Source organism: Pedobacter sp. WC2501, assembly GCF_052682415.1.
Genome location: NZ_JBQZFI010000001.1, coordinates 2,507,601 through 2,528,257, shown reverse-complemented (window position 1 = coordinate 2,528,257; position 20,657 = coordinate 2,507,601). Strand labels below are relative to the sequence as shown.

The 20,657-nt window shown below is 37.3% G+C and carries 22 protein-coding genes; 17 read left to right on the top strand and 5 right to left on the bottom strand.

Annotation, left to right across the window (positions count from 1 at the left end):
• Window positions 1-2: 2 nt before the first annotated feature.
• Complete coding sequence (locus tag ACUN24_RS10770; RefSeq protein WP_445562497.1) at window positions 3-527, top strand: hypothetical protein; 525 nt, start codon at window positions 3-5, stop codon at window positions 525-527.
• 105 nt (window positions 528-632) lie between these two features.
• Here the strand turns inward: ACUN24_RS10770 and ACUN24_RS10765 are convergent, their stop codons facing one another.
• Window positions 633-1,040, bottom strand: coding sequence for a hypothetical protein (locus ACUN24_RS10765; protein WP_121282405.1), 408 nt, complete (start codon window positions 1,038-1,040; stop codon window positions 633-635).
• Between the two features lie 292 nt (window positions 1,041-1,332).
• Here ACUN24_RS10765 and ACUN24_RS10760 point away from each other — a divergent pair, with 292 nt between their 5' ends.
• Window positions 1,333-1,491 carry a hypothetical protein gene (locus ACUN24_RS10760; protein WP_445562496.1) on the top strand — a complete coding sequence of 53 codons (159 nt, stop codon included), beginning with the start codon at window positions 1,333-1,335 and terminating at the stop codon, window positions 1,489-1,491.
• 227 nt (window positions 1,492-1,718) lie between these two features.
• On the opposite strand, the gene ACUN24_RS10755 is transcribed toward ACUN24_RS10760, so the two are convergent.
• Entirely contained in the window at window positions 1,719-3,938 is a 2,220-nt protein-coding gene (locus ACUN24_RS10755) for an NADP-dependent isocitrate dehydrogenase (protein ID WP_445562495.1), read from the bottom strand.
• Between the two features lie 1,254 nt (window positions 3,939-5,192).
• Here ACUN24_RS10755 and ACUN24_RS10750 point away from each other — a divergent pair.
• The 6 genes from ACUN24_RS10750 (at window position 5,193) to ACUN24_RS10725 (ending at window position 13,419) form a co-directional block, all read left to right on the top strand.
• On the top strand, window positions 5,193-6,395 hold the full coding sequence (locus ACUN24_RS10750; protein ID WP_445562494.1) for an ankyrin repeat domain-containing protein: 1,203 nt from the start codon (window positions 5,193-5,195) through the stop codon (window positions 6,393-6,395).
• Between the two features lie 9 nt (window positions 6,396-6,404).
• Complete coding sequence (locus tag ACUN24_RS10745; protein ID WP_445562493.1) at window positions 6,405-7,751, top strand: ankyrin repeat domain-containing protein; 1,347 nt, start codon at window positions 6,405-6,407, stop codon at window positions 7,749-7,751.
• 124 nt (window positions 7,752-7,875) lie between these two features.
• Window positions 7,876-8,967: a tetratricopeptide repeat protein gene (locus tag ACUN24_RS10740; RefSeq protein WP_445562492.1), complete on the top strand. Its 1,092-nt coding sequence runs from the start codon at window positions 7,876-7,878 to the stop codon at window positions 8,965-8,967.
• 31 nt (window positions 8,968-8,998) lie between these two features.
• The gene (locus tag ACUN24_RS10735) at window positions 8,999-9,562 is read left to right on the top strand and encodes a hypothetical protein (protein WP_445562491.1); all 564 of its coding nucleotides are present in this window, start codon (window positions 8,999-9,001) and stop codon (window positions 9,560-9,562) included.
• Window positions 9,563-9,966: 404 nt separating this feature from the next.
• The gene (locus ACUN24_RS10730; protein ID WP_445562490.1) at window positions 9,967-11,286 is read left to right on the top strand and encodes a PQQ-dependent sugar dehydrogenase; all 1,320 of its coding nucleotides are present in this window, start codon (window positions 9,967-9,969) and stop codon (window positions 11,284-11,286) included.
• An 81-nt stretch (window positions 11,287-11,367) separates the two neighbouring features.
• Window positions 11,368-13,419: a TonB-dependent receptor gene (locus tag ACUN24_RS10725; protein ID WP_445562489.1), complete on the top strand. Its 2,052-nt coding sequence runs from the start codon at window positions 11,368-11,370 to the stop codon at window positions 13,417-13,419.
• 55 nt (window positions 13,420-13,474) lie between these two features.
• Here ACUN24_RS10725 and ACUN24_RS10720 read toward each other — a convergent pair whose 3' ends face one another.
• Complete coding sequence (locus ACUN24_RS10720) at window positions 13,475-13,822, bottom strand: single-stranded DNA-binding protein (protein ID WP_445562488.1); 348 nt, start codon at window positions 13,820-13,822, stop codon at window positions 13,475-13,477.
• Window positions 13,823-14,061: 239 nt separating this feature from the next.
• On the opposite strand from ACUN24_RS10720, the gene ACUN24_RS10715 reads away from it, so the two are divergent.
• From ACUN24_RS10715 to ACUN24_RS10690, 6 genes are all read left to right on the top strand, one after another.
• Window positions 14,062-14,421, top strand: a complete 360-nt coding sequence (locus tag ACUN24_RS10715) for a hypothetical protein (protein ID WP_445562486.1) — start codon at window positions 14,062-14,064, stop codon at window positions 14,419-14,421.
• A 103-nt stretch (window positions 14,422-14,524) separates the two neighbouring features.
• A complete protein-coding gene (locus tag ACUN24_RS10710) occupies window positions 14,525-14,863 on the top strand; it encodes a n-acetylglutamate synthase (RefSeq protein ID WP_445562485.1) in 339 nt (112 codons plus the stop codon).
• A gap of 33 nt (window positions 14,864-14,896) precedes the next feature.
• Window positions 14,897-15,433, top strand: coding sequence for a MepB family protein (locus tag ACUN24_RS10705; RefSeq protein ID WP_445562484.1), 537 nt, complete (start codon window positions 14,897-14,899; stop codon window positions 15,431-15,433).
• A 91-nt stretch (window positions 15,434-15,524) separates the two neighbouring features.
• Window positions 15,525-16,364 carry a bifunctional helix-turn-helix domain-containing protein/methylated-DNA--[protein]-cysteine S-methyltransferase gene (locus ACUN24_RS10700; protein ID WP_445562483.1) on the top strand — a complete coding sequence of 280 codons (840 nt, stop codon included), beginning with the start codon at window positions 15,525-15,527 and terminating at the stop codon, window positions 16,362-16,364.
• Window positions 16,365-16,370: 6 nt separating this feature from the next.
• Window positions 16,371-16,619, top strand: a complete 249-nt coding sequence (locus tag ACUN24_RS10695; RefSeq protein WP_121282380.1) for an Ada metal-binding domain-containing protein — start codon at window positions 16,371-16,373, stop codon at window positions 16,617-16,619.
• Entirely contained in the window at window positions 16,595-17,203 is a 609-nt protein-coding gene (locus tag ACUN24_RS10690) for an alpha-ketoglutarate-dependent dioxygenase AlkB family protein (protein WP_445562482.1), read from the top strand. Before ACUN24_RS10695 ends, ACUN24_RS10690 begins: the two co-directional genes overlap by 25 nt.
• A 309-nt stretch (window positions 17,204-17,512) precedes the next feature.
• Here ACUN24_RS10690 and ACUN24_RS10685 read toward each other — a convergent pair whose 3' ends face one another.
• Both ACUN24_RS10685 and ACUN24_RS10680 read right to left on the bottom strand, forming a co-directional pair.
• Window positions 17,513-18,304, bottom strand: a complete 792-nt coding sequence (locus tag ACUN24_RS10685; protein ID WP_445562481.1) for a hypothetical protein — start codon at window positions 18,302-18,304, stop codon at window positions 17,513-17,515.
• Window positions 18,305-18,347: 43 nt separating this feature from the next.
• Complete coding sequence (locus ACUN24_RS10680) at window positions 18,348-18,602, bottom strand: hypothetical protein (RefSeq protein ID WP_445562480.1); 255 nt, start codon at window positions 18,600-18,602, stop codon at window positions 18,348-18,350.
• A 164-nt stretch (window positions 18,603-18,766) separates the two neighbouring features.
• On the opposite strand from ACUN24_RS10680, the gene ACUN24_RS10675 reads away from it, so the two are divergent.
• From ACUN24_RS10675 to ACUN24_RS10665, 3 genes are all read left to right on the top strand, one after another.
• Window positions 18,767-19,159 (top strand): response regulator transcription factor, encoded by a 393-nt coding sequence (locus ACUN24_RS10675; protein ID WP_445562479.1) that lies wholly within the window; start codon window positions 18,767-18,769, stop codon window positions 19,157-19,159.
• Window positions 19,160-19,276: 117 nt separating this feature from the next.
• The gene (locus ACUN24_RS10670) at window positions 19,277-19,819 is read left to right on the top strand and encodes a DUF4199 domain-containing protein (protein ID WP_445562478.1); all 543 of its coding nucleotides are present in this window, start codon (window positions 19,277-19,279) and stop codon (window positions 19,817-19,819) included.
• Window positions 19,820-20,055: 236 nt separating this feature from the next.
• Window positions 20,056-20,574 (top strand): GNAT family N-acetyltransferase, encoded by a 519-nt coding sequence (locus tag ACUN24_RS10665; protein WP_445562477.1) that lies wholly within the window; start codon window positions 20,056-20,058, stop codon window positions 20,572-20,574.
• Window positions 20,575-20,657 lie beyond the last annotated feature (83 nt).

The following is a 20,657-nucleotide window of genomic DNA, read 5'->3' as shown; positions in this document are numbered from 1 at the left end:
AAATGAATTACGAAAAAAAACCTGGTAACAAAGCATTTTTAAAGATAGGCTTATTTTCTGGCCTGTTTTTTTGTCTTTTTTTCGGCACAGTATTGATTTTTCTCTACGATTTACATGCTGCATTAATTATGGGTTCCATTAGTGGATTGATATTCGGATTGTTTATGGGACTCATACTGTATTTCTTTTCAAAATCTAAAAAAGTAAACAATCAGACAAAATTAGAGGGGGTTGATGGATCTGAGATTATTTATGCAGGCGCTGCAAATCATTTTATAAAACGGGAGGCTGTAGGTGGAAAATTATACCTGTTAAATGATCGTTTAATATTCAAATCTCACAATCTAAATGTCCAAAACCACACCCTTTCTATTAAAATCGACAATATAGACGAGCTTACATTTTTTAACCCGATGGGCATAATTAAAAATGGTTTACAGATTACGTTAAAAGATGGCGCAACCGAAAAATTTGTAGTCAACAATAGGGATATATGGAAAAAATATATCGAGCAATTGATAAAATAGTTTTTTAACCAAAGCAAAAAGCAGGATCACACTTTTAGTATAACCCTGCTTTTCTATTTATGATTGTTTTGTCAAATCAGCATCTCACCAACGGTAATCTCCTGACTATTTTTCTTTCTCATCATTAATTGGGTAACCTTCTTCGTCTAAATCATCGCGGTTATCCTCTGGTGTACGGGCAAGAATTTCATCTTCCGGACTTAGTTTAACACTTTCTCCGTTATCTACATGCATACCCAGTTCTTCCAGCTCATCGTTTGCTATATCTTCATCTCTGGCATATTCATCACCAATATAAGGGTTAGCCTCATCGTAAGTAGAATCGTCATCTTTTGCCCCGGCCGCTACAGTTTCATATCCCATCGGGTGATCGTATTCGCTGTCCGTTCCCTTTACATCAAGTTCGTAACTCTCTTTATTTTTATCGTACGATAAATTTTCTTTATTGATTTCACTATTTTCTGTGGTGCTATGTATTTTATCCTGCGATCCTTTATTTTCGTTAATTGCCATGGTATGGGTCTCCTATAATTTATAGTGTTATAACAAAGCGGTGTAGATAAGGTTTTTCTTTAGCAAAAGAATTTTGTTATTATCTGGGCGTGCCCCAAGCTGCGCAAGGGTCGGGCTATACACTCCAAGTCCTCGCCCGATGAAAAACCGGGCTGTGGGCTTTCCGTTGCTATCCCTCACGCAGCAAAGCGCCAGTAATCATCAAGCCGTAAGCTAATATAAGATGTAAATTGTAATAACTTAATTGGGTTTTATTTCGATCTGTGGGGACACAGACCGAGGGATTAAAACAGTGAAAAGTACCCAAAATGATGTAATTGATGCTGCTAAAGAAGAAATTACCCAAAAACTTAAAGCAAAAGCAAGAAAAGATTGGCCTGATGATTATACCACACAGGAATTTTGGGTTAACGAACAAATTAATGCTTACCACTCAAAAGTTTTGATATGAACAAATTGAGACTCAAGAGCGCCTGAAGTAATAGAACCCATTATCCAATAGATAGTGTCGTAAAGACAGAAATGGTAATAAAGAGTTGTCAACTTCTGTACTAGGAGCATATTAAAGTTGACAACTCATAAAAAAGCGTCCAGATTTTTAAATCAGGACGCCTAAATATTTTAAGAGTTGTCAACTTCCATACTAGAAGCATATTAAAGTTGACAACTCAATTTAGCTTATAAACTAGCCAAAGAGGTATTTAATGTTTCACTTGGGCGCATGGCTTTGCTTGCCAACTCATCATTAGGGTTGTAGTAACCGCCAATGTTCTGAGGCTTACCTTGAGAACCGATCAATTCCTCGTTAATTTTGGTTTCATTTTCCAACAAAGTTTTAGCCAATGGTGCAAATCTGGCTTTCAGATCAGCATCTTTGCTCTGAGCCGCTAATGCCTCAGCCCAATATAAAGCTAAATAGAAGTGAGAACCACGATTATCGATAGTACCCAATTTTCTGCCCGGTGATTTATCAGTTGCCAAAAATTTAGCATTTGCCTCATCCAAAGCATCAGCCAACACCTGTGCTTTTGCATTGTTTTGAGTTTGAGATAAATGCTCTAAAGAAGCCTGAAGTGCTAAAAACTCACCTAATGAATCCCAACGTAAATAACCTTCTTCGATAAACTGCTCAATGTGTTTTGGAGCAGAACCACCAGCACCGGTTTCGAATAAACCGCCACCGTTCATTAATGGAACGATAGAAAGCATTTTTGCTGAAGTTCCTAACTCTAAAATCGGGAATAAATCGGTTAAATAATCACGCAATACGTTACCGGTAACCGAAATGGTATCTAAACCTTTACGGATACGCTCTAATGTAAACTTAGTCGCTTCGATTGGCGCTAAAATGCGGATATCTAAACCTGCAGTATCGTGGTCTTTTAGGTAAGTATTTACTTTAGTAATGATTTCTCTGTCATGCGCTCTTTGCTCATCTAACCAGAAAACAGCTGGAGTTTCTGATAAACGTGCCCTGTTTACTGCTAATTTTACCCAATCCTGAATCGGGGCATCTTTAGTCTGGCACATGCGGAAGATATCGCCTTTTTCTACTTTCTGATCGAAAAATACTTTACCATCTGCATCAGTAACACGAATAATTCCTGCTTCAGCAGCCTGGAACGTTTTATCGTGTGAACCATATTCTTCAGCTTTTTGAGCCATTAAACCAACATTTGGTACCGAACCGATGGTGGTTACATCAAAAGCTCCATTTACTTTACAGTCATCAATGGTTGCAGTATATACACCTGCGTAAGAACGGTCTGGAATTAAAGCGATCGTATCTTCAGGTTTACCCTCTTTGTTCCACATTTGTCCTGAAGTACGGATCATTGCCGGCATTGAAGCATCAACAATCACATCCGATGGTACATGCAGATTCGTAATTCCTTTATCAGAGTTTACCATGGCTAAAGCTGGTCCGTTTTCAATGGCCTGCGCTAAAGCGGCTTCAACTTCTGCCTGTTTCGGGTTGCCAGCAATTTTTGCATACACATCACCTAAACCGTTGCGGGTATCGACATTTAGTTCTTTGAAAAGATCTGCATATTTGCTAAAAACATCTGCGAAATAAACTTCAACAATGGCACCGAACATAATCGGATCAGAAACCTTCATCATCGTTGCTTTTAAGTGCGCTGATAATAAAACGCCTTCAGCTTTAGCTTCAGCAATTTCTTTTGCTACAAAAGTTTTCAATGCCGATAAGCTCAATGTAGAACTATCAATCACCTCTCCTGCTTTTAACGGTGATAAACCTTTTAATTCGGTTACCGCACCATCAGTAGATACAAATTCTATTTTAAACTGGCTTGCTTCAGCAACAGTTGTAGATTTCTCCGAACCATAAAAATCGCCTTCAGTCATGCTTACCACTTTGGTTTTCGAATCTGCAGACCATTTACCCATTGAGTGCGGGTTTTGTTTAGCGTAATTTTTAACGGCTTTAGGCGCCCTACGGTCAGAGTTACCTTCACGTAAAACCGGGTTTACAGCCGAACCTAAAACTTTTGCATATTTAGCTTTAATTGCTTTTTCTTCGTCGCTCTGCGCATTATCAGGGTAATTTGGAATAGCAAAGCCCTGCGCCTGAAGCTCAGTAATTGCGCCTACCAATTGTGGGATAGAAGCAGAAATATTTGGTAATTTGATAATGTTTGCCTCTGGGGTGGTAGCCAAAGCACCAAGCTCTCCCAGTGCATCACCAATTTTTTGATCGTCTTTTAAATACTCCGGAAAGTTGGCCAAAATTCTTCCTGCTAAAGAAATATCTCTGGTTTCTACATCAATACCTGCTGATGCGGTAAAAGCTTGTACGATAGGTAAAAGTGAATAAGTAGCCAACATTGGCGCCTCATCGGTTTTGGTGTAGATAATTTTTGATGTATTTGACATGTTATATTGATTTTGCTTATTTATTTAATGATCCGATCGGTTTATGGCTTTGTAAACCGATCTTTTTAAAATCGCCTAAAGATAAAATAATCGAATGAATTAAGGAACATCGCAATGTTATTTCTGGTTTGGATGTGCTGTTATTTTGCAGATGACAAGTAAAACATTAATGACTAAATTTTGTTTTGGAGCGCGATGTCGTTCTCTATATTTAAATTTAGTCCTGCTCTGCGCTTTATCCCGATGGAAAAAATCGGGATGCCCGCTTCGATCAGGGCTATAAATTTAGTCCTGTGTACGGAAAACCGGCATAGTAGCAGAAAAACGACAAAACTAAACCTGATCGAACGAATGCCATTTTTCATAGCAGAAGGTAGAGCAGGAAGAAATTAACCTATGCAATACTCCAATTGCTTTCCAAAATAGGAAACGTGAACCGCAATATTCTTTAAGATGCAGGTTGACATTAGATTATGTAAATATTAATCTTGTCAGTTGTTCTTGAAACGCAATATCATTCTCCATTTTAAAGGTAGTCCTCTCGCAGCTTTATCCTGATAAAATAATATACCGTGTGGACACAATTAATTAGAATTTTTCTGCCGCTCTATGCCGCGGTGGCATGGTACTTTGGAGCGCCAAAGTACCCAAAGCGCTTTGTCAATCCAGCAATGAGCCTTTTGCACAATCCCATGCACATCAAAAAAACAGTGGCACTTCGTTTTGTGTTCATTTTTTTTTTAAAATTAAATCATCGTTATGAACACAAAACCACTGCGTTTCAGGTTTGTTAGTGCCAATTTACCTGAATTGCAACTGTTTTTTTGATTTCCCTGGCTCTTGGGATTGACAGCGTCCTTGGTTAAAATCCGTGCTTTATTAAAGTTGGTTAGCAAAACGCCTAAAAACACTTAAAAAAGATGTATCCACACAGTAGGATGAATATCGGGATGTCCGCTTCGATCAGGGCTATAAATTTAGTCCTGTGTACGGAAAACCGGCATAGTAGCAGAAAAACGACAAAACTAAACCTGATCGAACGAATGCCATTTTTCATGGCAGCAGGTAGAGCAGGAAGAAATTAACCTATAGAACACTTCAATTGCTTTCCAAAAAATAAGCGAATAACAATAAATTCTTTATCATTCTGATTCACTGCAACATTCCCGATAGTTTTAGATTACGCAAATTCTTTGGCTAAACTTTTGTAGCGGGAAGCATATATATCTATCTATTTTAAAAATTTTAATTGAAATGACCGAAACTACCTTAGATCAACAGTTAAATGCCCGAAAATTTGACGAAGCCAAAAGCTTAATGCAAAACGGCGAAAAACTCTCCAAAAACCTACAGGATCATCAGAAATCATCAATTTTCGATAACCTCATCAAAGAAAAACAGTACGAAATCCTAAATATGATGGTAAAGGATAAAACCATCGAAACCGATATTTATGAATTCGACAATTTTGATAAAAGTATTTTTCAGAGTATCGTACGCAATTTGGGCAACGAAGATGAAGACATTGCTTTCTTCAACGAATTTATTGGCCACTTCGATAACCTGAACGATGAAGTAAATGCGAAAACCTTATTGGGTTACCTCTTCGAAAATGGCGTCAGTTTAGGCGTAATAAAAGCCTGTATCGATGCCGGATGCACGACTAATTTTAAAAACAATGCCGAAGAAAACTACATCCATCAGGTAGTAAAAAGCAATTTCCGCAGATACAACCTGAATGACGAGCAGACCAGCGATTTACTTAAAGGATATATCGATATCCTTGTTAATGAAGGCGTTGATATTAACGAAGGCAATATTGTGCAGGAAACACCTTTAATTACCGCTATAAAATTTAACAAGAAAAATTTAATCTCACACTTGCTCGAAAATGGTGCAGATCCAAACCAGACCGACCAAGAGGGAAATTCAGCTTTCTTTTATGCAGTAGCACATGCGCAAAGTGAAAACATTTACGACACGCTCCGCAACTTTGACTCACCGGCGTTTGATCAGGTAAGTAAAAAAGGAGAAACTTTGCTATTCGAATATGTACGCATGATGTCGAATAGTGAAACTAGCATTAACTTCCTTAAAAAACTGATTGACGATGGAGCTGATTTATATCAAAACAGTACCTGGTACAGTGCAGATAAAACTCCATTAGATGTAATTGCTGAAAAACAGGCCAATATTTTAGAAGCAGTACTGGAAAGTGGACAGGTAGATATCAACAGAACGGATGATCATGGAAATACACTGTTACATAAAGTTTGCGTCTATAACGTAAATTACGAAGCTGAAAAGGCAAAAGAAACCTATCGTAAAGTGAAACTCCTGATCGAAAACGGAGCAGATATTACTTTAAGCAACGATAAGGACCAAACGGCTTTAATGCTGGCCTCGGATGATAACCTGAAAATAAAAACTGTTGAACTGCTCATGAAACAATCTTAAAATATGTCGATGTCATTTATAATTGCCTGCGAAAGCGGCAAACGGAAAATAGCTGAACTTTTATTGGCCAATAATGAAGTAGAAGTAGGTTATACGGACGAAAAAGGCCGAACAGCACTGCATTATGCTGCACATCATGGATATTTAGACCTGGTAAAAATTTTAATCGACCGCGGTGCAGATTTAGATTATGAGGATCATGATGGCGAAACACCCTTTTATTTTGCCTGCCTTCAAAAACAGAAACAAACGGCACTATATCTGTTAGATGAAGGTGCAAGGGTCGATATCAAAGACCTTAAAGGCAATAGTCTGTTGCATTTAACTGCCCAAAACGGACAGATTGAAGTTTTGGAAAAGCTGCTCGACAAAGGCCTGGATGTTGACAGTGAAAATAACGAAGCAGAAACTCCCCTGCTTATCGCATCTGCCTGGAGAAATAAAGAAGTGGTTCAGAAACTACTGGAATTTGGCGCTAACATTAATACAACAAATAAACATGGAGATTCGCCGGTAATTTTTGCAGTTAAATCTAAAAATACACCAATGGTTGAATTGATCCTCGATAAAGGTGCAAACATCAACCATGTTAACCACGATGGCGAATCTGCACTATTGCTTGCCTGTTATGATGCCAACCGGATGCTCACCAAAATCCTGGTAGAAAAGGGAGCAGATGTATTTGTTTCTTCAAAAAATGGATTATCGCCAATCTGGTATGCCTGCGCCAATAACCAGAAAGAAATTGTCGATTTATTTTTGGCCAATGGTGTGGATGTAAATTATGCCAAACCGCTTTCAGGCAATGATGATTCAATGTATTCGTACCTCGAGTGGGTAGAAACAGCTAATAACATTTCCATTTCGGCCAGTTTCTCTTTCGATAACAATTACAATTACGGCGGGGAAAGCATGTTGCATGTTGCGGCCAAAAGTGGTCACTTAAGCATGCTGAAATTGTTATTGGAAAAAGGAGCAAATGTTAATATTCAGGATGAAAGCGGAAACACAGCTTTACATTATGCCGCTGCAAACGGTAAAAAAGATGTGGTTAAATTTTTACTCGAACAATCTGCAGATCCCTCCATCGTGAATGTAAAAGAGCAAAAGGCAATTGATTATTCGAATATTAAAGGCTTTAATGAAATTACCGAACTTTTGCTGAAATACGGTCCTGCGGCTAATTCAAATGTACAGTCTGCAAGCACGGTATCAACAGAAAGTACTGCTGAAGCTCCAAAAAACGATATGGCGGCTAAAAAACAGGCCTTATTAGATTTAAAAGAGTTATTGGATGCCGGAATTTTATCGCAGGAAGAATTTGATGCGGAAAAGGTAAAAATATTAAAAGCCTAGCCGATTTAAGCGATAAAAGTTTGATTAAATTTTTAAGCTTAAATATTAGTTATAAATTTATGTACTGTCTATGGATTTCAGACCCTATCTGCATCCATAGATAGTATAAATTATCGCTAATCAAATGAAAATTACCGCAAAACTACTCACCATTCTAATCCTGCTATCCTTTCAAACCGCTTTTGCACAAAATGTTGAAGATAAAGTGCTGGCAAAAACGAAAGCGCAGGAAGCCTTTAAACTCGAAGACGAACAGGGAAAATTTGACGAAGCCATCAAATTATTGGAAGAAGCCCAAAGATTAGATCCCGAAAACATCAGCTATACTTACGAACTCGCATATTCTTATACAGGAAAAAAAGACCATCAGAAAGCAGTTGAAATTTTAGAAAAACTAACGAAACACAAAGATGTTTACGATTTGGTTTATCAATCGCTTGGCAATAATTATGATTATCTCGGCCAGCCTGAAAAAGCAATTGAAACCTATGAAACAGGGCTTAAAAAATTCCCAAAATCCGGAAAAATATATACCGAACTGGGCAATATGCAATTGAATAAAAAAGATTTCAATAAGGCCTTAACGTATTATGAAAAGGGCATTGAGATGGAACCTTCCTACCCTGCAAATTATTACAAGGCATCCAAAATATACCTAAGTTCAACAGAAAAAGTATGGGGAATGCTTTATGGTGAACTTTTTATGAATCTGGACAGGAATTCTAAACGGACCGCAGAGATGAGTAAACTCCTTTTCGATACCTACAAAAATCAGATCCAGATCAAGGGAGATACTACCAAACTCTCTTTTTCAAAAAACTTTAACCTCTCCATTGATGCCATAAAAGATCCTAAAAACATTAAGCTGCCATTCCCGATGGTTTATGAAATGAATCTTACATTAGCCGTTGCAGGCCAAAAAGAAATTACACTAAACAGCATCAGTGAGGTTAGGACAAACTTTTTAAAGAGTTTTATTAAAGGTGGCAACGCTAAGAAATATCCTAATATCCTTTTCGATTACCAGCAGAAATTATCCGAACAGGATTTTTTTGAATCTTATAATCACTGGCTGTTAATGATGGGTGATGAGATTGCTTTTAATAAATGGCAACTTGGCAACAGTTCCAACTGGAATAACTTTATGAAATGGTTCAGCGGAAATGCATTATCGGTTGATGATGCCCATAAATTCTACCGTTTACAATATCAATAACCTCCATAAACGTATCACTACAATATTCGCCATGAAATGCTTTAAACCATTAATATTCGTACTCTCCTTATTATCAATATTTATCTATAGCTGTTCCCCAAAACTTTATGTTGATGAAGAAAAACGTTATCAGGCGGGTACACTAACCGAGGCACAGATCGATTCGCTGCATACTTTCTTAAAACAAAACGAAAGGCTTGCTTTAAAAGACACCATCATTATTAAATACGATTTCAATAAAGACGACTGCTGGAAAGACCTTAGCTACCAGAATGCAGAATTCCTGAACAATGTAAGATGGGCTTTTCAAAAAAACATTCAGGAAAAAGCCGAGGCCAGATCAAATGTTGCCATTTATCAATACCGGGAGGAAGGAAAAAGTTTCAGTCCGGTTAAATCGAAAGGTCTGGAAATAGAAACTGATCCCGGCTTTCTTAAAAAATTATTATTTAACGAGGCAACTACCTGCGGCACTTCAGCCATTGTGCTGCCTAATGGGAAATTCTTATTGGTGAAATCCGATCCACAATTTTCTGCACTAATCTTAAACGCTAAAGACATCGAGAGAAAATTACAGGAAAACCTGGTTAAATAAATACCAGAAAAACCAGGTAGCGTTAAAAACAATTTAACAAAATTTAACTAAAAAATTAGGTGTAATGCTGTAATTTAGTGATAATTAATCGCTTTCAAATTAACGCCGGAAAATTTATGATCAAATTCCTTCACTCCACTCCCACAAGCTCAGATTATATCATCGTTTGATGACCTGATTTTTCCAGATCAATCAAGAACTTAATTTAAAGGAATATAAAAGTACTTCCCTGCTATCATTATAGCATTGAACCAGGGAAAATAATATGCGCTCTCCAGGAAGGTGCTCTCGGGTGCTTTCCTTTTATTATTCAGTCTTGCTGCAATTATACCAGCGCTAAAAACTTCTCTCCGTTTTCGATGTTATATTTTTTGAGATAAATTCTTAATCAAAAACCGGTTAACATGAAAAAAAAGATTTTTTACGCATCAATGCTTTCTACTGCCGTCCTTTTTGGATGTCAATCTAATTCCAATTCACAAAAACAGGGAGAAGATACTACCATAACAACCAGAACCGGGGCAGTAAATTTGCCAGCTCCGGATACCAATGCCGCTAAAAATAAATTCAGCAAAGTAATTGGCTGGCCAGATGGAAAAACACCTGTTGCACCAGAAGGTTTTGTAGTAACCAAATTTTCGGCCAACATTAAAAGTCCGCGCAATACCTATATCGCGCCCAATGGTGATGTATTGGTAGCACTTTCCAACTCAGAAAGAAGTGCTGTAGAAACCGTTGCCAATACTGTAACAGGCAAGGCAAAATCAGAAGTGCCAGGAAAAAGTGCAAATACGATTCTACTATACCGCGATGAGAATAAAGATGGTAAACCTGAAACGGTTACCACCTTTTTAAATGGTTTGAACCAGCCCTTCGGCATGCTGATTATTGGCAATTCATTTTATGTAGCCAATACCGATGGCTTGTGGCAATATCCTTATAAAACAGGCGACACCAAAATAACAGCAACAGGTAAAAAAATCCTGAGCCTTCCGGCAGGAGGCTATAATAACCACTGGACAAGAAACCTCATTACCAATGCCGATAAAAGCAAGATTTATATCACTGTAGGATCAGGCAGTAATGTAGGTGAAAACGGAATGGAAAATGAGGTAAGAAGAGCCAATATTTTAGAAATTAATCCAGATGGAACCGGTGAAAAGATTTATGCCAGTGGTTTGCGAAACCCTGTTGGGATAGATTGGGCACCATCGACAAATATGCTTTGGACAGCTGTTAATGAACGGGACGGACTAGGCGACGATCTTGTTCCTGATTACATTACCAGTGTTAAACAAGGTGCTTTTTATGGTTGGCCGTACTCCTATTATGGCCAGAATGAAGATCCCCGCCTGAAAGGCCAAAATCCAGAAATGGTTAAAAAAGCCATAGCTCCGGATGTTGCGGTTGGTGCACATACGGCCTCGTTAGGATTGGCTTTCTATAAAGGTAACAAGTTTCCTCAAAAATATCAGGGAGGTGCATTTATTGGTCAGCATGGCTCATGGAACCGGTCGGCAATTTCTGGCTATAAAGTAGCATTCGTACCCTTTAAAGATGGCAAACCGATAGGAAAACCTGAAGATTTTTTAACTGGTTTTATCGCAGATACACATAAGGCAGAAGTATACGGACGTCCGGTTGGAGTTACCCTAACGCCTGATGGTGCTTTACTGGTTGCAGACGATGTTAGTGGTGTAGTCTGGAAAGTAGCTGCAAAATAATTTATCATTAGCCACAGACTAGCAGAATATGTAGTAAATTTATCTGCCGGTTTGTGGCTAAACGACTAATCTTTTCCCATTTTGAAATCGAATTTTACTTTACTGTTAATCCTACTTTCTTTTACCGGCTTAGCTCAGACGCTTAAACCTGATTCGATCAAAAAACTCGAAGAAGTTACCGTAAAGGGCTATTATAACAACCAAACCTTAATAAGATCAGTATCGGCTGTAAATGTTATAGATAGTAGCTTAATAAAAAACCAACCCAACAGTTCATTAGTGAGCATGTTAAACACTGTACCTGGGATACGGATGGAAGAACGTTCGCCAGGTAGCTACCGGCTATCGCTCCGTGGCAGTTTACTCCGGTCTCCTTTTGGCATTCGAAATATTAAAATTTACATCGATGACTTCCCCTTAACTGATGCGGGTGGAAATACCTACCTAAACGCTTTAGATGTTTCTGCAGTAGGTATGATGGAAATTTATAAGGGGCCGGAAGCCAATATTTTTGGCGCAAATACAGGTGGTGCTATTTTAATCAATCCTCCTGCAATTAGCCGCAACGAAATTGATATTTCAGCTACTGGCGGTTCCTATGGCCTCTTCCATCAAACGGCATCGATCAAACAGCAATATAAAAATTACAGTTTTAGTTTCAGCGAAGGATACCAGAGAAGTGATGGCTATCGACAAAACAGTTCAATGGGCAGAAAATATTTTCAAACTTTGCAGCAATGGAATTATAGTAATGCCGGTAGTTTAAAGGCTTTTGCTTTTTATAGTGATTTAAAATACGAAACACCTGGTGGCTTAACAGCTGCACAATTAGATCAGGATCCTAAACTGGCGCGCCCTGCAACACCAACATTACCCGGAGCCATTTCACAGCAAGCTGCCATTTACAATAAAACCATTTACGGAGGAATAGCTAACTCCTATCAGATCAGCCAACGGTTAAAACACGTGATTGCTTTATTCACCTCTTATACCGATTTCAAGAACCCTTTTATTACCAATTACGAACAGCGTTATGAAAGTACATTCGGCTTAAGAACATTTTTAGAATACGCGCAGACAAAAGAAGATTTCAAATTTAACGCTCAGATCGGGTTAGAAAGTTCAGCCACAAAAAGCCAGATTAAAAATTTCGATAACAATGCTGGTGAAGCTACTAAAATGCAGGCTTCAGACCGCTTAAAAGCCAGCCAGGATTTTGCTTATTTGAGGCTAAATTTCGATATCAGCAATAAATTCCTGATCGAACTTGCTTCGAGTTTAAATTTCTACAGGTATAATTACGAGAGTTATTTCCCTGTCGTTATTGCCTCAAAACAAAGAAAATTCGATCCCCAGTTTATGCCAAAGGCAGCAGTTTCGTATCTCATCACTTCTGATTTTTCTGCCAGGGCTTCAATAAGTAAAGGTTATTCGCCACCAACCATCGCAGAAGTAAGGTCATCGGATAATAATATCAATAACGACCTACAGGCAGAACTTGGCTGGAATTATGAAATAGGCTTACGTTATAAAACCAAAAATAACCGTTTTTATGCCACCGGAAACTTATTCACTTACCGCTTGAAGGATGCTATTGTTAGAAGGTTAAATCAAAACGATACCGAGTATTTTATCAATGCCGGGGGAACCAAACAACAGGGAATTGAACTGGAAACCACCCTTTGGGTCATCAAAAATGATGACTCTTTTTTAACAGGTTTACAATGGAGAAGTAATTATACTTTTAGCCATTTTAGATTTGAAGATTTTGTAAATGGCACTGTTAATTTTAGCGGCAACAAACTTACCGGAGTTCCGGAAAGCATTTTAGTGAATAGTTTAGAGTTTAACTTTCCGAAAGCATTTTACCTTTTTGTGCAACACAATTATACCTCTTCAATCCCTTTAAACGATAACAATACCGTTTTTGCGAAAAGATATCATTTGGTTGAAAGCAAATTCGGCATCAGAAATTTAAGCGTCAACAAAATTCATCTAGATCTATTTGCGGGGGTAAACAATCTGCTCAACGTGAAATACAGTTTAGGCAACGACTTAAATGCAGCCAATGGAAGGTATTTTAACCCAGCCGCGGGAATTAATTTTTATACAGGCCTCTCTATTCAATTGTAATCTTTAAATCGCATCATATAAATTAAACATCTATATGATGCGATTATGCTATAAGCTAAAAGGCTTCTTGTTTTTCTCTTTCCCTGATGGTCACATCATTAACTACTATTTCTATTGAATAGCGCTTTTTACCGTCTGTACCATCATAAACTTTTGTTTGTAACCTGCCTTCTACAGTTAAGCCTGTACCTTTTTTAACCTGAGCTTCGGCAAGCTCGGCTTTTGCATTCCAGAAAATTAAATTAAACCATTGTACTCTTTTTACTTCCTCACCATCAGAATTTCTATAGGTTTCGTTTATGGCCAGGTTAACCTTTGCCATTTTTTGAGTTCCAAAAGTTTTAATCTCTGCATCTGCTCCTGCAAATCCGCTCAATACTACTTTGTTAGTTGCACTTTCCATGATCTTTAAATTTTAAGTTTCTAAATGTTTAACGAACAGTCATCACCTCGATAACCGACAGGACAAAATTGCAAACTGCACCAAAAATTAGTCGGATTGTAAACATTTATAGTCGTTTATAAACGTTTATACACGGATAATGTACACCTGAACCTTCAATACGATGTTTTATTTTTTTTATTCCACCATTTTTATTTTATAAATTAGAACATCATCCCATAATAAAAAAAGAAATTATTATGGAACGTTTATGTTTAGACTGCGGAACCCTGATTAGAGGAAGGGCCGATAAAAAATACTGCGATGATTCTTGCCGCAGCAATTACAACAATCGTTTAAAGGTTGAGGATAACCTCGTGATTAAAAGGGTAAATAACATTCTTAAAAGGAATCGTGCTATCCTTGCTGCGCTTAATCCAAATGGTAAAACAAAGGTTACCGGTAAAAAGCTGGTTTCAGCAGGCTTTAATTTTGAATATCATACCTATAGTTATGAAACCCACAATGGGAACACCTATATTTTCTGCTATGAATACGGTTATTTAACGCTAAATGATGATAACTATCTGCTGGTAAAAAGAGAAGAAAGCTTAGGTTAGCTTCATTAAAACACTTCGGTTTGCGCTATTTGAACACTTAAAATTTGCCAAAGCCAGGCTCGTGATTTTTTTATTCAAGAGGAGATGATTAGTTTTATCAACTATGATAAACTATAACAATAAGCTTTTTAAACCCGTAAATAATACAGAAAACGGCGAAACATCAAATGAAACCGTTTTTAGATATAAACAAGCAGGAAATATCCTGACAGCTGAATATGAGGGTGGAAAGATTATTTTCGGCCATTTGATTGGCTTGGTAGATGAAAATGGTAACATCGAAATGCGCTACCATCAGGTAAATAAACAAGGTGAATTAATGACCGGAATCTGCAATTCAAAGCCAGAGCAATTAGCCAATGGTAAAATCAGACTCCATGAAACCTGGCAGTGGACATCAGGAGATCAATCGAAAGGACAATCTATCATTGAAGAGCAATAAGCTTAATTACAAACAGATCTCTCTACAATTGTTATGCTTATAAAAGAAAATCTCACAAACCGGATATCATCTATATTGCTAACCGCCTCCGATTTAGTTTACAGCCCGCTTAATTATCAAATATTCAACCTGCAAATTGAAAATGAAAGTCAGGAATATGCAGCTTGTACTTTTGAGTTAAATAAACTAAAAATTAAACACCGCCTTTCTAAAATCACGCCAACCAAGACGGGGCAATTTGTAACCATATGGAAGCGGGATGAAGCTGGAATTACTACTCCGTTTACAGAGCAGGATGAATTTGACCTATTGATAATATCTGCTAATAATGCCGGCCAATCAGGCCAGTTCATTTTTCCAAAAGGTATATTGGCAAAACATAAAATTATTACTGCAAAAGGAATAGAAGGTAAAAGAGGGATTAGGGTTTATCCACCCTGGGATATAGTAACAAATAAACAGGCAGAGAAAACCCAACAGTGGCAAACGCCTTATTTTCTTCAGATTGACATCAATGGAAATACCGATCTTGCAAAGGCGAAAAAATTAATTGACAACGGAATTCAATAAACAGTATTTTAAAATCCGGTTAAACTTAGCAAGTTTCGGATAGTTTGCCGTTTCTTTCCAAACTACTTTTGGATATAAATTATTCAAGACCATGAAAGCACAAGAAGAAATCAATTTTAACCGGATAGCTGAAGCCATAAGCTATATCAAGGCGAATTTCAAAACACAACCTGGTTTAGAAGAAATAGCAAAAAAAGTAAACCTAAGCCCCTTTCATTTCCAAAGATTATTTAGCGAATGGGCTGGTACTACCCCTAAACGTTTTTTGCAATACATTAGCATTGGTTATGCTAAAGAAATGCTGAAAGAAAACCAAAGTTTATTCGATACCGCATTAGCAACCGGCTTATCGGGAACCAGCAGACTGCACGATCTTTTTGTAAACATTGAAGGCATGACACCCGGCGAATATAAAAACGGTGGCGAAAACCTTTGTATCAATTACAGTTTTGCAGAAAGTCCATTTGGTAATGTCATTGTAGCCAGCACCTCAAAAGGAATCTGCCATATCGCTTTTTACGACGATGAAAATACTGCTTTTGCAAATCTGCAATGCCAGTTCCCGGCGGCTCAATACCAGCAGATATTGGATAAAGAACAGCAAAATGCTTTATACATTTTCAGTCACGATTGGAACAAACTGCACCAGATTAAACTGCATTTAAAAGGGACGGATTTCCAGTTAAAAGTTTGGGAAGCGCTGTTAAAAATACCCATGGGCAAATTAGCTACTTATGGCAACATTGCCAAACAATTACAAAATCCAAACGCATCCAGAGCGGTGGGCACAGCCATTGGCGATAATCCGGTAGCCTTCCTCATTCCCTGCCACCGGGTAATACAATCAAGCGGTGCTTTGGGCGGCTACCATTGGGGAGTGAACCGGAAAACAGCCATGATTGGTTGGGAAGCAGCAAAAACCAATGTTTAGTCACGCATGATCAAACATGTCGATATTTCAACTGAAGAATTAAAAAAACACTTTAAAAACAAGGATATTTGCTTCGGCGGAAATGCCAGATTGAAAATTTACGGACTACTTAAATGTAGGTCGGGAAAGCGGATGAAGAAAGAAAACCGCATATTTTTTCGTTCTGAAGAAGAAGCAATTCAACATGGCTATCGTCCCTGTGGGCATTGCTTAAAAACAGCATATAAAGAATGGATTTATTCAACACTACAATAGCTATTAACCAAAACCTGCTTCCTCATGGTGGAACGGTTAATTATTTCGGAAAATTATTTTCAAAAAAAGAAGCTGATCATTATTTCGATGCATTGATGAATACGATTGAGTGGAAAAATGATGAAGCCTTTATTATGGGCAAACACATTATTACCAAAAGAAAAGTGGCCTGGTATGGGAATGAATCCTATTCGTACACCTATTCTAATAAATCTAAAACAGCTTTACCATGGACAAAAGAACTGCTTCAACTCAAAAGAATTTCGGAAGAACAAACAGGCCTGACTTACAACTCTTGTCTGCTCAATTTATATCATAACGGAGATGAAGGCATGGCGTACCATAGTGATGATGAAAAAGCGTTGGCGAAAAATTCTGCCATTGCATCTTTAAGTTTTGGCGCCGAAAGGAGGTTTCTTTTCAAACACAAGCAGAGCAAAGAAACGGTTACTTTATTTTTAGAACATGGCAGTTTGTTGGTGATGAAAGATGAAACGCAAACGAATTGGCTTCACCGCCTTCCTCCTACTAAAAAAGTAAATCGGCCAAGGGTAAACCTCACCTTTAGAACGATGATGGTGTAAGTTAAATGTGATTTACTTATGGAAGACACAAAAATATTGTTCTCTTGGAGGGATATTTATCGTATAAAAATCAATATAAATGACGCTAGAATTTTTAGTGCATTTTAGGCTACGAGGAATCGTCATTGCGAGAAGGCTTTTTCAGCCGACGAAGCAATCTTTATGACAAGAATCACTAGTATGAAAGATTGCTTCGTCGTTCCTTCTCGCAATGACGACCTTTCTTAAGAGATCTATCAATGGTAGCCTGACAACAATTCTGATTGAGTTAAAGCATAGTATAATCTTAACCAAGAAACTTCAAAAATCTTAATGTTTAAACTCTTTAATATCTACAATGCGGTCATCATCAGCATTTTTCTTTAAGAAAGAGGTTCCGTGCTCATTTGGCACCCAAGTATAGTCTCTTTGGATATTTGCTACCAAGGTTTCGGGCTGACTGGTTAATGATGCGGGCAAAGGTAAATTAAAAGTTTCTCCGGTTTTGATATTTACCTGGTATAAAGCATTGGCTGTTAAAAATGCTAATGTAGTTTTATCGCTAGAATACATAAAAAATTTTCCCTGGATACGCTCATCTTCTTTTTGACGCTTAATCGGGTAAACCCTTGAATTGATTGTTGTGATAAAGAAATCGTTGTTCACCAACAGATTGCTCCTGGTTAATTCCTCTAATCCATTTGTATATTTTTTATCTTCAGCACCTTTTGATGGCTTGTTCAAACTCACCACGTCTGTTTTTCCGCCATTTACATAAATAATATAAAAAGGATCCATTTTATCTTTTTCATTTGCACTCTGAACCAATACGGCTGTTTTTTGTGTATTGATAAAAGAAGCAACCTTAAATTTCTTTGTCTCAGCATTTGGCGCATCATCAATCGTAATGACAGTATCCTTATATTTAATGGCAAAGCGATCGGCAGCCGCTAGTTTTCCTGAATCGGTTTTTACAATGCTTAATATGTCTTTTGTTGATTTTGGAAATACATTAAAATCATCACTCGCCGCAAATGTGCGTGCTTTAAAAGTTTTTTCAGAATTGCCTCCGCAGCCAGACAAAACAACGGATAGTAAGAGTGCATAAAGCGTAATTTTCATGAGTATAGCTATTTATATATTTTCGCTAATTTAAAATCTTTAATTATTTTTCTGTCATTAAAATCACCAAAAAATTACGGCTTCTGTTTAAAATTTGATTACGGGATGCTAAACCATCATTTTTTACCACAGAGATCACAAAGAAAAGGCACAGAGCGCACAGCGTTAAATGCAAGTTAATTTCATCTGCGCCAATCTTCTTAAATCTACGGGAACAAAACGTTAATGGCTTCACGCTGATTTCGCAGATCACCGCAGAACCCATTCCATCATCCGTATTACATTTCCCATCTTCCATTCTTCCTCCTTTAACCTAACCGCTGCAATTTCGCCCTCCCGACTTAAAACTAAATTCCCTATTTTTGATTAAATGATCATCCAATGCCGGGCTCAACAAACTTTCTCACAAAAAATAAAAGTATAATCTTATATGGGGTGTTCCTCGCGATATTACTTTTTTTATTGAAGTGGTTAGAGCTTCGTTTTCTTATCATCAACCATGCCTTCGAAATTTATGCAGGTTCAATAGCTATAATTTTTACTGCTTTAGGCATTTGGCTGGCCCTAAAATTAACCAAACCCAAAACCATACTGATCGAAAAAGAGGTTTTTATTGAGCATCCTGAAAATTTCGTTCTTGACGAAACAGCATTGGCCAGGCTAAACATCAGCAAAAGAGAACTAGAAGTTTTACAATTGATGTCAGAAGGATTAAGCAACCAGGAAATTGCAGAGCGGTTATTTGTTACTTTGAATACCATTAAAACACACAATGCCAGGCTTTTCGAAAAACTAGAAGTAAAACGCCGAACACAAGCCGTAGAAATCGCTAAAAAACTTAACCTCATAGCTTGATCGCATTGTTACTTTAGTATTAAATAAGCTGATTTTCAGAAAAATCACCCTAAAGTATGAAGGTGAAAAAGATTAATCAATGCAATTTTGTCGTGTAAACCAATAAAAAAATCAGACATGAAAAAGAATGTAATTGTATTCGGATTAATTGCCGGCTTAATAGTATCAGTATTAATGATAATTTCAATATCAAGATGTTATAACGACCCAAGCCTTGAACACAGCATGCTTATTGGCTATGCTTCAATGATATTGGCTTTCTCTTTTATTTTTGTAGGAATTAAAAATTATCGTGATAAGTACAAAGATGGATCAATTACCTTTGGTAAAGCATTAAAAATCGGGCTATTGATCAGTTTGATTGCTTCAAGTATATATGTTGTGGTATGGCTGATCGATTTTTATGTATTTATTCCTGATTTTATGGACAGGTATGTTGCTCAGGCGTTAAGAGAAGCCAAAGAAAGTGGTGCATCTGCGACAGAACTTGCCAACAAAGCTAAAGAATTGGCTTCAGGTCAGGAATTATATAAAAACCCAATAATGGTGGTATTGTTTACCTATATGGAAATTTTACCAGTAGGTATTTTGATTTCATTTGTTGCCGCAATGATCTTAAAAAGAAAACCAGGCAAACCAATAGTTGCAAAAGCAGTTTAAGTACAAGTTTTTTAACCATAAAGAACACGAAGATGAGACACAAGCACGCAGGGTTAAATGTAAGTTAATTCCATCATCCATATTACATTTTACATTCCCTACCATCTGCGTAAATCTTCTTAAATCTGCGGGAACAAAAAGCTAATGGCTTCACGCTGATTTCGCAGATCGATACGGAATCATTTTCATCATATATACATATTTTATGCTAATTTTAATCAAAAAAGATCATAGAAATGAAGATTTTTGCTGAAACCGAACGCTTAATTTTACGCGAACTAATGCCTGCCGATGCTGAGGGTATGTTTGAAATGGACAGTGACCCCGATGTTCATCTTTATCTTGGCAACAAACCTGTAAAATCAATCGAACAAAGTTTCGCAGAAATCGAATTTATCAGAAAACAATATACCGAAAATGGTATCGGGAGATGGGCTGTTATCGAAAAAGCAACAGGTAACTTTGTGGGCTGGTCAGGACTAAAATTCATTAAAGAAGCTACAAATAACCATATTAATTATTACGATCTGGGTTATCGGTTTAGTAAACGGTTCTGGGGAAAGGGCTATGCTACAGAAACTGCAATGGCGGCGCGGGACTATGGTTTTAATGAACTAAAGCTGAATGAGATTATTGGTATTGCAGATATCAATAACCTGGGATCTATCCATGTGCTGGAAAAAGTGGGTTTAAAACGGATCTCTGTATTCGATTACGATGGCATAAAACACCATTGGATGAAGATTGAAAAATAAGCACGGTTTTAATCAAAAGGCAATTTTATCTTTTTATGGTTTAGTTTTTGATGTTAAAAAAGAAATCATATAAACCTTTTGTT

Coding starts and splice junctions, on each gene's coding strand:
- ACUN24_RS10730 (WP_445562490.1), top strand. CDS start 9,967: ATGAAAAAAAAGATTTTTTACGCATCAATGCTTTCTACTGCCGTCCTT.
- ACUN24_RS10740 (WP_445562492.1), top strand. CDS start 7,876: ATGAAAATTACCGCAAAACTACTCACCATTCTAATCCTGCTATCCTTT.
- ACUN24_RS10715 (WP_445562486.1), top strand. CDS start 14,062: ATGGAACGTTTATGTTTAGACTGCGGAACCCTGATTAGAGGAAGGGCC.
- ACUN24_RS10720 (WP_445562488.1), bottom strand. CDS start 13,822: ATGGAAAGTGCAACTAACAAAGTAGTATTGAGCGGATTTGCAGGAGCA.
- ACUN24_RS10735 (WP_445562491.1), top strand. CDS start 8,999: ATGAAATGCTTTAAACCATTAATATTCGTACTCTCCTTATTATCAATA.
- ACUN24_RS10770 (WP_445562497.1), top strand. CDS start 3: ATGAATTACGAAAAAAAACCTGGTAACAAAGCATTTTTAAAGATAGGC.
- ACUN24_RS10705 (WP_445562484.1), top strand. CDS start 14,897: ATGCTTATAAAAGAAAATCTCACAAACCGGATATCATCTATATTGCTA.
- ACUN24_RS10665 (WP_445562477.1), top strand. CDS start 20,056: ATGAAGATTTTTGCTGAAACCGAACGCTTAATTTTACGCGAACTAATG.
- ACUN24_RS10695 (WP_121282380.1), top strand. CDS start 16,371: ATGATCAAACATGTCGATATTTCAACTGAAGAATTAAAAAAACACTTT.
- ACUN24_RS10680 (WP_445562480.1), bottom strand. CDS start 18,602: ATGGAAGATGGGAAATGTAATACGGATGATGGAATGGGTTCTGCGGTG.
- ACUN24_RS10765 (WP_121282405.1), bottom strand. CDS start 1,040: ATGGCAATTAACGAAAATAAAGGATCGCAGGATAAAATACATAGCACC.
- ACUN24_RS10685 (WP_445562481.1), bottom strand. CDS start 18,304: ATGAAAATTACGCTTTATGCACTCTTACTATCCGTTGTTTTGTCTGGC.
- ACUN24_RS10750 (WP_445562494.1), top strand. CDS start 5,193: ATGACCGAAACTACCTTAGATCAACAGTTAAATGCCCGAAAATTTGAC.
- ACUN24_RS10670 (WP_445562478.1), top strand. CDS start 19,277: ATGAAAAAGAATGTAATTGTATTCGGATTAATTGCCGGCTTAATAGTA.
- ACUN24_RS10710 (WP_445562485.1), top strand. CDS start 14,525: ATGATAAACTATAACAATAAGCTTTTTAAACCCGTAAATAATACAGAA.
- ACUN24_RS10745 (WP_445562493.1), top strand. CDS start 6,405: ATGTCATTTATAATTGCCTGCGAAAGCGGCAAACGGAAAATAGCTGAA.
- ACUN24_RS10755 (WP_445562495.1), bottom strand. CDS start 3,938: ATGTCAAATACATCAAAAATTATCTACACCAAAACCGATGAGGCGCCA.
- ACUN24_RS10700 (WP_445562483.1), top strand. CDS start 15,525: ATGAAAGCACAAGAAGAAATCAATTTTAACCGGATAGCTGAAGCCATA.
- ACUN24_RS10690 (WP_445562482.1), top strand. CDS start 16,595: ATGGATTTATTCAACACTACAATAGCTATTAACCAAAACCTGCTTCCT.